Origin of the sequence: Timaviella obliquedivisa GSE-PSE-MK23-08B (genome assembly GCA_019358855.1) — a bacterium.
GTDB classification, from domain to species: Bacteria; Cyanobacteriota; Cyanobacteriia; order Elainellales; family Elainellaceae; genus Timaviella; species Timaviella obliquedivisa.
In genome coordinates this window covers 312,935-326,881 of sequence record JAHHII010000005.1, presented here as the reverse complement: position 1 = coordinate 326,881, position 13,947 = coordinate 312,935, and the positions used below count along the sequence as shown (strand labels likewise).

Here is a 13,947-nt window from a genome sequence, read left to right as displayed (position 1 = left end):
AATCACGCAAGTGTCTCATGTAAATGTGTAACGATCGCTGGGTAAAAGTCGAATTAATGAGCTATTCGCTTCGTTTGAACAGACCTAGGCGACGCATAGCCCTAGCTGTACTTCCAGTCGGGTTAGGTTGAGTCAAAATCCCTTGAGACGGGCTAAGGAGCAATGCCAGCAGAAATAAACTAGACGACACCAGCACGATCGCTGGCCCCGAAGGTAAGTTTTGATAATAGCTGAGGTAAACCCCAGAGATACTGGCGATCGCACCCAGAATTGCGCCCAAAATCATCATCTGATGCAATTCTTTGACCAACAAATAAGCAGTTAACGCTGGTCCAATTAATAGAGAAATTACCAGAATTACGCCTACTGCTTGCATACTAGCAATGATAGTTAGTGTAATAGCTGCCATAAAGCCGAAGTAAAGCATGTTAATCGGTAAGCCGATCGCCTGAGCACCCGTTTTGTCAAAGGTATAGAACAGTAATTCCTTGTAAAATAGTTTGACTACGAACAGAATTAATGCAGCAATTACAAAGGTTCTCTGAATGTCGTGTGGTGTCACGCCCAAAATGTCGCCAAACAGAAAACTATCCAGGTCAAGCTTGTTCTTTAGCACGGTAATTAGCGTCACGCCTAGCGCGAAGAAAGTCGAAAAAGTCAACGCCATTGCCGCATCAACTTTGACTCGGGTTTGAGAACGAATCCAGGCAATTAACAAAGAACCCAAAATGCCAGTGCTAAAAGCACCAATCAGAATATCAACCCCGAAAAAGAAAGAGATTGATAACCCTGGTAAAACGCAGTGGGCGATCACGTCTCCCAGTAACGCCATGCGTTGCACAATTAAATAACTACCCACCACAGGACAAAGAATGCCAACCAGTACGCCAATGGCGATCGCGTTGCGCATGAATTCGTAGCCAAGCGGTTCTAGCAAGAGGTTGAGCATGGGGACCGGGAAGTAGGGAGTTAGCAGAAAAAAGATGTCTCTAAATCTTGATGGAGTGGGTTTCCTAAATGGGTGCCGTAAGCTTGATGCAAATTTTTGGGAGTCATCACTTGTTGCGGTGAACCATCGGCAATCAGGCATTGATTGAGTAACAGTAATCGATCGAGTTTATTGAGCGACTGTCCCCATTCATGGGTACTCAGGAGCAAAATTTTGCCCTGCGATCGCAACTCCTCAAACACTTCTAGCATGACGGCTTCGGTTTTTTTATCCACACCTGTAAAGGGTTCATCAAACAGGAATAAATCTGCCTGTTGTGCCAAAGCTCGTGCGAGAAACACCCGCTGCTGTTGTCCGCCTGAAAGCTCCCCAATGCGGCGATCGCGCAGATTGAGCATTTCGACTCGTTCCAGCGCCGCTTTAACAATTTCTTTTGCCGCCCGACCCGGACTACGAAACCATCCAAGCTGACGAGTCCGTGCCATCATCACCACATTCCAAACTGTGATCGGATAATCCCAGTCGATTTGCGATCGCTGTGGAATATACGCCACCCGCTCTAACTGCTGGTGCAGCGGACAGGTGCAATAGTGAACTACCCCGCCCGACTTAGGCACCAAGCCTAGCAGAGCTTTGAGTAACGTACTTTTGCCTGCCCCGTTAGGACCAATGATGCCCACCAGTTGCCCCGGATTCACCTGGAAACTCACTGGCTCTAGCCCCCGCACACCTCGATAATTGACAGCAAGCCGCTGAACCTCTAACATGAAACCCTAAGATGAGAACGGTTATCATTATAAGCTTAACTCCCTCAATTCAGAACTTAGAACATCATGCAAATTCAGCGCTATCAAACCTGGGGAAGCAGCCTCCTCGCTCTAATGTTTGGCATCCTCAGCGCCTGTGCCTCATCCACGCCAACCCGCCAAACTAGCCCCCTGACTTCTACTGATACTGCCGCTACCAGTACAAATTTGAAAGTAGTTGCCACCAGTAGCGTTCTCTGTGATCTAACCAAGACCGTTGCCGCCGAAACCATTGATCTGACTTGTCTGGTCAAAGCAGGAACAGACCCCCATGTTTATGAGCCAACTCCAGAAGACCGCAAGGCGATCGAAGATGCCCAGCTTGTGCTTTATTCTGGCTATGACTTTGAACCGAGTTTGATCAAGCTCATTACAGCCTCTTCTAGTCCTGCCCCTAAAATTGCTGTGGGTGAAGTCGCGGTCCCCAAGCCTCTAATGGGTGAACATGAGCATGGGCACGAGGAAGAACATGCCGAGGAAGAGAAATCTGCTGAGGGAGAAGCTCACGCTGAAGAGGAACCTGATCCCCATGTTTGGCACGATGCCCAGAATGGAATTGAGATGGTGAAGGTGATTCAAGACAGTTTGACAAAAGCGGCTCCGGCAAACTCTGACCTCTATGCCGAAAATGCTCAAGCTCTGACCGCAGAACTGACTCAGGTTGATGGCTGGATTAAATCTCAGATTGCCACCATTCCAACAAACTCACGCAAACTGGTAACAACTCATGATGCCCTAGGGTATTACTCTGCGGCTTACGACATCCCGGTTGAGGGGGCATTGCAGGGCATCAGTACCGAAGAAAAGCCTACCGCCGCACGAGTGAAAGAATTGACAGAGGAGATTAAAGCCGATGGGGTGCCGACCGTTTTTGCTGAAATCACTGAAAGCACGAAGCTACTAGAAACGGTTGCGAAAGAAGCAAACGTCGAAATTTCTGAGCAAGAACTGTTTGCGGATGGTTTGGGAGAAGCAGGCTCTGAGGGCGATACCTACCCTAAAATGCTGGTTGCCAATACCAGGGCGATCGTCGAAGGGTTGGGTGGTCAATACACTGCTTTTCAGCCGAAGTAGTTCACTTGGACAGAGATTCACTGATTCAAGTAACAGTGGCAATCTGGCTTTTCAATGAGCGATTCTACTAGCGCATTGAGCGCAGTGGCAGCCAGTAACCCGCCCCCTAATGTGCCTTCGATCGTGACAAAAGGAATGCCAGACTGCATCAGTTGACGCTTCGCAGCCGGGGCATGGCTGAAACCGATCGGCATTCCAATCACTAAGGCAGGTTGAATAATGCGCTGGTGAATGGCTTCACAGACTGCCAGTAACACTGATGGCGCATAGCCGATCGCAATTACACACCCGGTTGGCAGTTGCTGCAAGTGGTCTTTCCAAGCATGATTTCGCCAGAAGGCTTGTTCTGCTTCGGCAGCGCTAGTGATGTGAGGATTATCAATCAGCGTTTGCATCAGACAACCCAAATGAGCCAGTCGGGTTCGATCGATCGCCGCACTCACCGTTGGCACATCCACCACCACATGACAACTCGAACTGAACGCAGCGCGACTAGCCGCGATGGCTTGATTTCCCAATCGTACAAATGGGACTAAGCTAACATCGCCACTTGCCAGCACCAGCTTGGAGAGCAAATCTACCTCAATTTCCGATCGCTCGGACAGATCAGGCAGCAACCGCTGGAGTGATTCCTGAAAGGCTTCTGGATGGGCATGAACTTGGGCATCCAAGCCGTGCCAAAGTTTCTCCAATCCGCCTAATCCTGTCTGCGTTTCAACTTCTAGCAGCTTGAGTTGAGACAGAACTTCGGCTTGGGTGGTTTGGCAGTGGCGATCGCGCCCCAATAGTCCTTCTAGTGCCGATGCCGTTTGCCGCAGTTGCGCCATTTGCTGAATGATGGTGCGGTACTGCTGCTGAAGTTGAATCATCAACGTGGCTTGTTCCGCTTCCGGCTCCGCTTCCAGTAGTTTGTGAATGTGGGAAAGCTGAAAGCCTTGCTGTTTGAGTGCCACAATTCGTTGCAGTCGCTGCACATCCTGATCAGTATAAAGGCGATAGTTACTGGGCGATCGCTCTGGCTGGGGCATTAATCCCAATTGGTGATAGTGCCGCACCATGCGGGGTGTGATGTCGCTGCCAACCGAGTCCGTTAGTTCTTTGATGGTGAAACTTTGACCCATCATCTTAAGTCCCAAAAGCTGATAAGTCCCAAAAGCCGATTCCTTGACATTAACACCAATGTCAAGGTTTAGGGTAAGAAAATCTCCTCACTCACGGCTCATGCTTTACCCGTCGCGGCTACCCCAACTGGCAAAAAAACACTCCGAGGCTTTTGCGGCTCTCCTCTGTGGCTGCTTGCTGCTACTTGGATGGATGGCGCTACATCTAGGATGGATTGGACTGGCGTTGCTGATTCTGCCTGCGGCTTACGTGGCTGGAGGGTACGAGAGCGCCCGTGAAGGTTTAACCACGCTCTTCAAAGAAAAAGAACTGGATGTCGATCTGCTGATGATTGTGGCAGCTTTGGGAGCCGCAGGACTGGGCTTGTGGCGACAGGAATACTACCTGATCATTGATGGAGCCGCGTTGATTTTGATCTTTGCAATTAGTGGCGCATTGGAAAATTACGCGATGCAGCGCACCGATCGCAGCATTCGCAGTTTGATGAGTCTGACCTCTGATACGGCACAAGTGCTGCGATCGGGCAGAGAAGTATCGGTGCCGATTGACCAATTAGAGTTGGGTGATCAAATTGTGGTCAAGCCAGGAGAACTCATCCCAACTGATGGATTGATTCTGGAAGGATTTAGTACATTGAATCAGGCAGCGATCACAGGAGAATCGATTCCAGTGGAAAAGACGATCGGGGATGAAGTCTTCGCTGGAACGCTCAATGGGAATGGAGCGCTAAAACTCAAAGTCCATCAACTGCCAGAGAGTAGCCTGCTGCGGCGCGTGATTCGCTTAGTGGAGCAGGCACAAACAGAGACACCACCCTCGCAGCAATTCATTGAACGCTTTGAACATGGGTATGCTCGCGTCATTGTCGTGGCTGGAATATTGCTGGCAGTGCTGCCGCCTTTTTTGCTGCAATGGAGTTGGGAAACAACAATTTATCGGGCATTGATTTTTCTCGTCGTTGCGTCGCCCTGTGCGTTAATGGCGGCGATCATGCCGACGTTGCTATCGGGTATTGCCAATGGCGCGAGACAGGGAATTTTGTTCAAGAACGGCGCTCAGCTAGAGCAGATTGGCAAAGTACGGGCGATCGCCTTTGACAAAACAGGGACGCTCACCACCGGACATTTGCAAGTTTGTAAAGTTATTCCGGCAGCAGAATTTTCCGAATTAGCAGTTTTGCAAATCGCCGCTGCCCTAGAATCTAGCTCAGAGCATCCGATTGGGGCGGCGATCGTTCAAGCGGCGCAAGCATTAGACTGGTCACGCGCCACAGAGGTACAAGCATACCCTGGTCGAGGCATTGCAGGGAGTTGGCAGCAGCGATCGGTGTTCGTGGGCACGGCTGGTTTTGTGAACCAATTCGTCACTCATTTACCCATTGAACTGGTTCAGTTTGCGAATTTGCTAGAGCAAGATGGAAAAACCGTTGTCTGGGTGGCTCAGGCGCAACAGGCGATCGGGGTAATTGCGATCGCCGATCAAGTGCGACCCGAAGCAGCACGGGCGATCGCGCAACTCAAAAAGCTAGGCATCGAACAAATCATCATGCTGACTGGCGACAACCCACGTACCGCTCAAAGCATTGCTCAGGCGATCGGAGTCGATCAGGTTTATGCCGAACTGTTGCCAGAAGACAAGTTGCACCTCATTCGTCAACTCCAAAAACAATACAAGACGGTGGCAATGGTCGGCGATGGGATTAACGACGCTCCTGCCCTAGCTCAAGCCTCCGTTGGGATTGCGATGGGCATTGCTGGAAGCGATGTGGCGCTAGAAACCGCTGACATTGTGTTGGTGGCAGATCGGTTAGAGAAAATTGCGGCAGCCGTTAAGTTGGGGCGGCGATCGCACCGAGTGGTTAAACAAAATATCGTGTTTGCGATCGGTTTTATTGTGTTGCTGATTGGGGTTAATTTTGCAGGTAATATCACGTTACCCGTCAGTGTCGTGGGACATGAAGGATCGACAGTGCTGGTCATTTTGAGTGGGTTGCGATTGCTCAGAAATTAGCAAACCCAAACCCTTGAAGCAGCACATCATCTAACTCGAATACATGCCCTAAATATTCACCTTCCTGCAAACTCATCAACCCATGAACTTGCTCACGAGATAACCCCAGTCAATCTTTGGAAATGCGATAAATCACACCTGTGACTACCGTGATGAATAACAGAATCATCACAATTGGTGCCATCATACGGTGTAGTTTTCTCATTTGTTGCTGATGTCTCATCATACCTGGGGCAAAATCATTACAAATATGAGACACAAAGTTTGCAAGTCCTACTCAAAAGGTGTACATTTACCGCCTAATCCCTTAACAATGGTGCAGGTGTTATATTCCAACATGCCCTGATAGCTGCCTGCTGGAGTTCCCTGTTTGCCGATGCCGTCCGCAATCAGGACATCATCTGATATTTTGACCCCAGACTCATTGGCAACTGTTCTCAACACCTTGTCATTGGATGTCAGTTCTGCAAAAACCGTCGGCACACCCACTGACTTGATGCCTGTTGACAATGTTTTGACTTGAGCCGCTGTCGGTTCCTCTTCCGTTGAAATGCCCAGCAGCGTCCCTTCCACAGTCAAGCCATAGGCTCTGGCGTAATAACTCATGGCATCGTGGGTCGTGACTAACCGCCGCTGATTTACAGGAATCGTGGCAATTTGCTTTGGAATCCAGGTATCTAGCTGTTCCAACTCGCGAATCATTGTTGCTGCATTGCTGGCATATTTTTTAGCATTAGCAGGGTCTTTTGCTGACAAGGTTTGTTCAATCAATTTCACCATGCGGGTGCCATTTTCTACATCGTGCCAAATGTGCGGATCAGGTTCTACGTCGCCTTCCTCCTTAACTTCGATCACGTTGTTAACCGCTTTCTCATGCACAGCAATCTTGGGAGCCGCAGTATTAGTTGCCTCAACCATTTGAATAATGGAGGGTTCAAAGTTGAGTCCGGCATAAAATACAGCACTAGCCTGCTCAATTGCCTGACGATCGGATGGGGTAGCTTCGTAAGTATGAGGATCTTGGTCGTAACTAATTAGACAAGTGGGTTTTAGAACATTAGCAGCAACTTGTTCAACCATGCTGCATAGCACACTGTAAGATGCCACAACACTAGGAGCATTTTCCGCTCCAGTCGTTGTTTCACTACTTCCTTCGGATTGGGTGGCTGTGTCTGAAGGCGTTCCACAACTGGCTAAACCCAAGGTGCAGACCAAGACGGTTACTTCCCAAATGAAACGAGACTTGGAGCGGAAAAGGCTTAACATACACTACTTCCAAATTAGATGAATGCTTCAAATTAAATCAGCTAAGGCAGAAATGTAAAACAGGATTGAGTAAGGCAGAATCAGGATCTAGCAGTTCTTCTGCTCCGTCTAAAGAGGGTTGAATTTGGACACTCACTTGCGGTAGATTCTTTCATATTTGTCTCATTTTCTTTTCATTGTCTAGTCATTTTTCGAGAGGGGCGATGCTGCAAGTTCAAAATTTGTCTGTTAGCTACCGGGGCACTTGTGCCCTTCAAAATGTAGATTGCACCTTTAGAGCGGGTGAGTTAGTGGGCATCTTTGGACCCAACGGTGCGGGTAAGAGTACGATGATCAAAGCTATGTTAGGGTTGATTCAGTCTGTTAAAGGAGACACCCTGTTTCACGGGAAGCCGCTGATTCGGCAACTTTCTCAGGTGGCTTATGTGCCGCAGCGATCGCAAATTGACTGGGATTACCCGATTACGGTGTGGAACGTGGCAATGATGGCGCGAACGATCCAAACGGGATTGTTTCGTCAACCTAGTCGTCAGTCTCGTGAGTTGGTCAAGGCGGCATTAGAGCGAGTGGGCATGTATGAGCTACGCGATCGCAGCATTGGAGAATTGTCTGGCGGGCAGCAGCAGCGCGTTTTTCTAGCTCGTGCCCTGGCGAAGCAAGCCGATCTGCTGATTTTCGATGAACCTTTTGCAGGAGTAGACCGTAAAACAGAAGATATCATGTTTGAGATTTTTGCTGAGTTAAAGTCTGAAGCCAAAACACTGCTTGTGATTAGCCATGACCTGAGCGAAACATTAGATTACTACGATCGGTTGATGCTGCTCAACAAACGCCTGATCGCGATCGGGACTCGTCATGAAGTCATGACTACTGACAACCTTCAAGCTGCTTATGAAAGCCCAATGCGTTTTATGGCAGCTTAACCAGGCGCAACGGTTTTATTGACAAAAGGAGTTTTGATGTTGAATGGATTGATGGAACCCCTGCAATTTGAGTTCATGCGAAATGCACTAGCAATGGGGATATTACTGGGCATTCTCTGTGCGGTGGTCGGTAGCTACATGATTGTGCAACAGCTAGGCATGATGGGAGACATGATTTCTCACTCAGTGATGGCAGGTTTGCCGGTCGCGGTTTTTTTAGGACTGCCCCTCTCGATCGGCGCACTGGTAGCGGGTGTGCTTAGTGCTATTGTCTTGTCTGGCATTGAATCTCAATCGCGGCTCAAGCTAGATTCTATCATGGCACTGGTGTTAGCCTCATTTCTTGCCATTGGCACCACGTTAGTGACTATCTTGCCGGGGGCAAACCGGATCGATTTGATCCATGTTCTGTTTGGCAATATTTTGGGCGTAACTCGGAATGACCTACTGCTGACCTTTGGGATCACCATTCTGGTTCTGATTGCGGTTTGGCTGTTTTATAAAGAACTTTTGTTTTATACCTTTGATCCCATTGGCGCACAGGCTGGGGGAATGCCTGTGCAATGGTATTACCTCGGTGTGGTGACTGCGATCAGTCTGACTGTTGTTGCCAATTTGCAAACAGTGGGTGTTTTGTTGGTCATTGCGATGTTGGTTGCACCAGGGATGACGGCGTTCCTGTTGGTCAAAGAACTGCACCAGATGATGATACTGGGTGCAGGCTTGGGCGCGTTATCAGGTATTTTGGGTATGTATTTAAGCTACTACCTGGACATTCCTTCAGGTGCCGCGATCGTGCTGGTGGCGTTTGGGCTATTTCTCTTAGCATTTTTGTTCAGTCCATCTCAGGGAGTGTTGACTCAATCTGAGATTAAACGCCAGTTAGTCGATCGGTTGCGGGGGATAATCAAACAATCGTAGGACTTAATACAAAGATTTGCTGTATAGTTTTGCTTGTCCTTTTCTCCTTAGGAAGGAGGGAGCCAGACTTTTGTCCTCTCTGCTTTTGGGAGAGGGCTAGGGTAAGGTAGGCTTTTGGCTGTTCATCCCTTGATTTAGCAATGCCCATTACCGTTAGTTTTTAGAGCGATTCGTTTGCAGTAATAATAGAAGGAGATCTACTAGGTCGTCTTCACGGGTTGGCTTGATGCTTGATTTGTTTCTTCTGTTTGTTCTGGGTTTTCTAGGGAGCTTCGGGCATTGTGCGGGCATGTGTGGCCCCATTGCAGCGGCATTTTCTCTGTCGCAACAACGCGAGAATTCTGTCGGGCGATCCCTTGCGGGTATCTCGAAGAGATCGCTCCTGTTCCACCTATTACTCAATTTAGGACGGCTGCTGAGTTATGCCTTAATTGGGGCAGGCATTGGTGCATTAGGTTCGGTGCTGATCGCTGGTGGGCAGGTTGCCGGAGTTGGCAGCCTGTTGCGGCGGGTGATGGCATTACTAACAGGTAGCCTGCTGATTTGGTTTGGTTTAACCCAGGTGAGTCCAGAAATTTTGCCGCGATTGCCATTTTTGCATCCGTTGCTTCAAGGCAAACTGCATGAGCGGTTAAGTAGCGCCATGGTCAAGATATCGTTTGGCGATCGCTGGTGGACACCCTTTTTCTTGGGTGCAATTTGGGGGCTAATTCCCTGCGGTTTTTTGTATACGGCGCAGATTAAAGCGGCTGGAGCAGGTAGCGCTGGGGCAGGGGGACTAACCATGTTGGCGTTTGGGCTGGGAACGGTGCCAACGATGCTGCTGGTAGGTATTTCAACTGGGATGTTGAGCCGCGATCGCCGTAGTCAACTCTTCCGAATGGGCGGTTGGGTCACGTTAATGATTGGTGTCCTAACGCTGTTGCGAAGCGCCGACACAATGGTGGATTATACAGGTCATGCCGCGATCGTTTGTTTAATGTTGGCATTAGTTGCGCGCCCGGTTAGTCGCCTGTGGATATTTCTGTTACGCTATCGTCGATCATTGGGTGTAGGCGCGTTCATTCTATCGATCGCCCATATGTTTCACATGGTGGTACATTCCTGGAACTGGCAAGTAGAAAAACTGTTCTTTATGCTGCCTCAACATCAACAGGGAATTGTGATGGGAGGAATTGCTTTGTTGCTCATGTTGCCTTTAGCCGTAACTAGTTTTGATGGAGCGCAAACATGGCTGGGACGAGGCTGGCGATCGCTCCATCTATTATCAATCCCCGCACTAATTCTGGGTGTAATGCACACAATTCTAGTGGGTTCCCATTACCTAGGAGCGTTGCAACTGAGTGACTTTAATCGAGGCGCAACGGTGATGTTGGGGGCGATCGGGGTAATGGTTTTGTTGATTCGGTATCGGTGGATGTGGTTGTTGCTAGGTTTAGAAAAATTCTATGTTTCGCCCATTCAAAATCAGCGAGTTCAATCTGACCTGGTTGAGGCTGAAGGCGTTGGATCTAAAAAATAACTGCTTTGGGTCTTGGCATAGCAACGCGCACTGAGTTACGCTTTGGACGAAACTTTATTTATGTCATTCAGTCTAAAATTTCCGGTTTTTAGCCCCTTTAACCAGATTTTTTTAGAAATAGTACTTTCCCAAAGGTAAAATCATGGATCCTGTTACTCTCACCGCTTTTCTAGCCCCTTTCCTACCCGCTCTGCTGAACTTAGGCGCTGAGGTTGCGGCAGGTGCTGCGACTAAAGCCGGAGAAACGGCAGGCACTCAATTGACTGCAAACGCCTTGGACAAAGCTAAAGCCATCTGGGAGAAGCTGCACCCTAAAGTGGAGGTAAAGGAATCTGCAAAAGAAGCGGCTGAAGATGTGGCTAAAGCCCCAGACGATGCTGATTCACAGGCATCATTGCGCGTGCAATTGAAGAAGATTTTAGAGGCGGATCCAGACTTGGCAGAGGCGATCGCCCACATCCTCCAAGCCGATGCTCCCGATGGTACTTCTGGCACCCAGATTGTTCAGAATGTTGTGGGCAACCAGAATCAGGTAATCGGGCAAGTTTCGGGTGGTACGGTGCTGGGCAACATTACAGGTAATGTTAATCTTCCGGGTACTTAGGCTATGTCAACTAAGCCTGATGCTTCGCTGCCTAACGCTTCAGAGGTGAGTGTGAAAATTCCGCAGGATAGCAAGAGCGATCGCCCCATTGATCAACAATCTGAGGGCAACCAAAATCAAATCATTGGTCAAGCCGTTAGCAGCACCATCGTCAATGTCACAGGTGGACAAGTCACCATCTACCCGTCTCAACTCGATCGCCCCTGCCCAGTAGAAACCCAGCCCTCGACCTCAAAGATCGGGGCAAATCCTTATCAAGGACTGCTGGCATTTCAAGAAACTGATGGCGATCGCTTCTTTGGGCGAGAAAAAGAGATTGCCATTCTCTGGGAGAAACTTAGCAAACTGCATGAAGCAACCACTGTCACTAGCATCCTGCCCATCTTCGGGCCCTCCGGCTCAGGAAAATCCTCCCTCGCACGAGCCGGACTCATTCCAGAACTCGCCCGCCAACCCTTGCCAGGACGCGATCGGGCTAGAGTTGCAATCCTCGTGCCCGGAACGTATCCTCTTGAAGCTCTAGCAATAGCACTGGCACGAGTCGCTACGAATGACCTGACTCCTGTAACCAAAACTCGTGAGTTCGTCGCAGAACTGGCGCAAGCAAACTCGTCTGGGAAGTACGACGGACTGCGGCGAATCATCAACGTCTTGCCCGAAACTGATGTCTCACCGCTGATTTTATTGGTCGATCAGTTCGAGGAAATTTATACCCTTTGCAAAAAATCGGTAGAGCGCGATCGCTTCATTGAGAACCTGCTAGAAGCGGCACAAGAAGAGTCCCAACAAGTTCTAATAGTTATCACGTTACGCAGTGACTTTTTAGGCGAAATTCAAAAACATCCTGAGCTAAATCACCTGTTTTCACGGCAAGGATTTCTGGTGCCCGCCATGAATGAAGCGGAACTACGGCAAATTATCGCTAAACCCGCAGAACTGGCAGGGCATCCCCTCGACGAAGCTACCATCTACCTATTAGTCGAAGACACCGAAGGGCGAGAAGGTGCTTTACCACTACTACAGTGTGCCCTCACTTGCATTTGGAAAGGACTCGCCAAAGGCATCACGCCAGCCCAAACTTTAGAACAGATTGGAGGGGTTGGGGGCGCACTGGCAGGCGAAGCCCAAGAAGTGTATGACAGCCTCAGCTTACCTGAACAAGCCATTGCTCGCCGCTTGTTCCTTGGCTTGGTGCAGTTGGATGAAGGCACAAGGGATACCCGCCGTCGAGTTACAATAGACTATCTCATTTCTCACCAAGACAACCCAGAGCAGGTTAAACAGGTCATTAATCAATTTTCAGAACCAGAGGTGCGATTAATTACTTGTTCAACCCGTCATAACGGCATTGAAACAGCCGAAATTACCCATGAAGCATTATTTGACCATTGGCAATTGCTAAATCAGTGGATAGAACAAAGCCGTAGTGACCTGCGCTTTCAACGCCGTTTAGAAGATGATGCCGAGTACTGGGAGCAAAATGGTCGCCCGGAAGGCTGCCTCTGGCGACCTCCAGAACTGGATATGCTGAGGCAGCATCAAGAGCGGGTCGGGGCAATCATCACTCACCTGCAAATGGAATTCTTTATGGCATCTCAGAAGGCTGAAGCGATCCGCCAGCAGCAGGAAACTCAGCACCAGAAAAAGGAGCGGCAACAACGGCTTCAGAAATGGGCATTGTGCACTTTAATTCCGGGTGTGATGGGTCTTACTTTTTATCAACAGCAACAGGCAAAAGTGCAGCAAGTAAAACAGTTAGCAGATTTTGCAGAAACATTACTCTCTAACCAACCTTTGAATGCCGAAAATAATGTTCTGGCTCAGATTAACGCGATCGCAGCCGTTGACCTCAGTCAGTCGGCATTCATTCCTCTAACCCATGATGCGATCGCCAACTCTGCTTCTAGTACTCTGTTGCACTCTATTCAAGTAGACCAGGGCAGAAGGCTCTTATCGGATAAAGTCATTTCAATTGCGTTCAGTTCCGATGGCAAAAAAATTGTTAGTGGTAGTAAAGACAACACAGTGCGCCTGTGGAACACCAACACTCAGCAACCCATTGGGCAACCCTTAAGGGGACACCAAAAAACAGTTCTAGCAGTTGCATTCAGCCCCGATGGCACCAGAATTGTCAGTGGCAGCGTTGATAAAACAATCCGCTTGTGGGATACCGCAACAGGTAAGCAAATTAGGCAACTGGAAGGACACAAATATTCGGTTGTTTCAGTGGCATTTAGTCCCGATGGCACCAGAATTGTTAGCGGCAGTGATGACAAAACAATTCGCTTATGGAATACCGCAACAGGTAAGCAAATTAGACAACTGGAAGGGAATGACTTTCAGCCCGTCTTGGTTGGCTTCAGTGCCAATGGTGAGACGGTTTTAAGTAGAAGTTATAACAACACAGTACGTTCATGGAATGCAAGTACAGGTGAACTTAAGAATGAATTAAAAGAAGATGTTTTTCAGACTGCTCCAGTTCTCTTTAGTGCTTCTGGCAAAACAATTGTCAGTGGCAGTTATAACCACGTAATAGATCTAGAAGAAAGTTTATTGACACCTGCTTGTAGCCAACTGAATGAATATCCAAATTTAATTAAATCTGAAACGACTATTGGTCGGAAAGTTAAACAAGTTTGCGATCGCTATTTATAGAATAAAAATCCAGAGCCATCACTTGTTAGAAAAGATTTATAGACAGAAAACAATTCCTTGTCTAGAGCGATACAATAGTTCTTATACTCAACCCA

Annotated in this window: 11 protein-coding genes; 7 read left to right on the top strand and 4 right to left on the bottom strand. The window is 48.6% G+C overall.

The genetic code is table 11. The annotated features are described in order from the left end of the window. Window positions 1–61: 61 nt before the first annotated feature. Window positions 62–949, bottom strand: a complete 888-nt coding sequence (locus KME11_11920; GenBank protein ID MBW4515919.1) for a metal ABC transporter permease — start codon at window positions 947–949, stop codon at window positions 62–64. A 20-nt stretch (window positions 950–969) separates the two neighbouring features. Beyond that, the gene (locus KME11_11915; protein MBW4515918.1) at window positions 970–1,716 is read right to left on the bottom strand and encodes a metal ABC transporter ATP-binding protein; all 747 of its coding nucleotides are present in this window, start codon (window positions 1,714–1,716) and stop codon (window positions 970–972) included. Window positions 1,717–1,782: 66 nt separating this feature from the next. Between KME11_11915 and KME11_11910 the strand changes: the two genes are divergently transcribed. After that, entirely contained in the window at window positions 1,783–2,829 is a 1,047-nt protein-coding gene (locus KME11_11910) for a zinc ABC transporter substrate-binding protein (GenBank protein MBW4515917.1), read from the top strand. Window positions 2,830–2,846: 17 nt separating this feature from the next. Here the strand turns inward: KME11_11910 and KME11_11905 are convergent, their stop codons facing one another. Then, entirely contained in the window at window positions 2,847–3,953 is a 1,107-nt protein-coding gene (locus KME11_11905) for a precorrin-8X methylmutase (GenBank protein MBW4515916.1), read from the bottom strand. 97 nt (window positions 3,954–4,050) lie between these two features. Here KME11_11905 and KME11_11900 point away from each other — a divergent pair, with 97 nt between their 5' ends. Next, the gene (locus tag KME11_11900; GenBank protein ID MBW4515915.1) at window positions 4,051–5,961 is read left to right on the top strand and encodes a heavy metal translocating P-type ATPase; all 1,911 of its coding nucleotides are present in this window, start codon (window positions 4,051–4,053) and stop codon (window positions 5,959–5,961) included. A 273-nt stretch (window positions 5,962–6,234) separates the two neighbouring features. Here KME11_11900 and KME11_11895 read toward each other — a convergent pair whose 3' ends face one another. Then, complete coding sequence (locus KME11_11895) at window positions 6,235–7,227, bottom strand: zinc ABC transporter substrate-binding protein (GenBank protein ID MBW4515914.1); 993 nt, start codon at window positions 7,225–7,227, stop codon at window positions 6,235–6,237. 203 nt (window positions 7,228–7,430) lie between these two features. Here KME11_11895 and KME11_11890 point away from each other — a divergent pair, with 203 nt between their 5' ends. The 5 genes from KME11_11890 (at window position 7,431) to KME11_11870 (ending at window position 13,852) form a co-directional block, all read left to right on the top strand. Further along, complete coding sequence (locus tag KME11_11890) at window positions 7,431–8,150, top strand: metal ABC transporter ATP-binding protein (protein ID MBW4515913.1); 720 nt, start codon at window positions 7,431–7,433, stop codon at window positions 8,148–8,150. Between the two features lie 36 nt (window positions 8,151–8,186). Continuing rightward, window positions 8,187–9,071: a metal ABC transporter permease gene (locus KME11_11885; protein MBW4515912.1), complete on the top strand. Its 885-nt coding sequence runs from the start codon at window positions 8,187–8,189 to the stop codon at window positions 9,069–9,071. Between the two features lie 226 nt (window positions 9,072–9,297). Beyond that, window positions 9,298–10,593 (top strand): sulfite exporter TauE/SafE family protein, encoded by a 1,296-nt coding sequence (locus KME11_11880; GenBank protein ID MBW4515911.1) that lies wholly within the window; start codon window positions 9,298–9,300, stop codon window positions 10,591–10,593. A 142-nt stretch (window positions 10,594–10,735) separates the two neighbouring features. After that, window positions 10,736–11,197 carry a hypothetical protein gene (locus KME11_11875; protein MBW4515910.1) on the top strand — a complete coding sequence of 154 codons (462 nt, stop codon included), beginning with the start codon at window positions 10,736–10,738 and terminating at the stop codon, window positions 11,195–11,197. A 3-nt stretch (window positions 11,198–11,200) separates the two neighbouring features. Continuing rightward, the gene (locus KME11_11870) at window positions 11,201–13,852 is read left to right on the top strand and encodes a WD40 repeat domain-containing protein (GenBank protein ID MBW4515909.1); all 2,652 of its coding nucleotides are present in this window, start codon (window positions 11,201–11,203) and stop codon (window positions 13,850–13,852) included. The last annotated feature ends 95 nt before the right edge of the window (window positions 13,853–13,947 follow it).

What these genes read in the sequence shown, in the direction of transcription:
- KME11_11915 (MBW4515918.1), bottom strand. Translation starts at nt 1,716, where the DNA reads ATGTTAGAGGTTCAGCGGCTTGCTGTCAATTATCGAGGTGTGCGGGGG.
- KME11_11885 (MBW4515912.1), top strand. Translation starts at nt 8,187, where the DNA reads ATGTTGAATGGATTGATGGAACCCCTGCAATTTGAGTTCATGCGAAAT.
- KME11_11905 (MBW4515916.1), bottom strand. Translation starts at nt 3,953, where the DNA reads ATGATGGGTCAAAGTTTCACCATCAAAGAACTAACGGACTCGGTTGGC.
- KME11_11920 (MBW4515919.1), bottom strand. Translation starts at nt 949, where the DNA reads ATGCTCAACCTCTTGCTAGAACCGCTTGGCTACGAATTCATGCGCAAC.
- KME11_11890 (MBW4515913.1), top strand. Translation starts at nt 7,431, where the DNA reads ATGCTGCAAGTTCAAAATTTGTCTGTTAGCTACCGGGGCACTTGTGCC.
- KME11_11895 (MBW4515914.1), bottom strand. Translation starts at nt 7,227, where the DNA reads ATGTTAAGCCTTTTCCGCTCCAAGTCTCGTTTCATTTGGGAAGTAACC.
- KME11_11875 (MBW4515910.1), top strand. Translation starts at nt 10,736, where the DNA reads ATGGATCCTGTTACTCTCACCGCTTTTCTAGCCCCTTTCCTACCCGCT.
- KME11_11910 (MBW4515917.1), top strand. Translation starts at nt 1,783, where the DNA reads ATGCAAATTCAGCGCTATCAAACCTGGGGAAGCAGCCTCCTCGCTCTA.
- KME11_11900 (MBW4515915.1), top strand. Translation starts at nt 4,051, where the DNA reads ATGCTTTACCCGTCGCGGCTACCCCAACTGGCAAAAAAACACTCCGAG.
- KME11_11870 (MBW4515909.1), top strand. Translation starts at nt 11,201, where the DNA reads ATGTCAACTAAGCCTGATGCTTCGCTGCCTAACGCTTCAGAGGTGAGT.
- KME11_11880 (MBW4515911.1), top strand. Translation starts at nt 9,298, where the DNA reads ATGCTTGATTTGTTTCTTCTGTTTGTTCTGGGTTTTCTAGGGAGCTTC.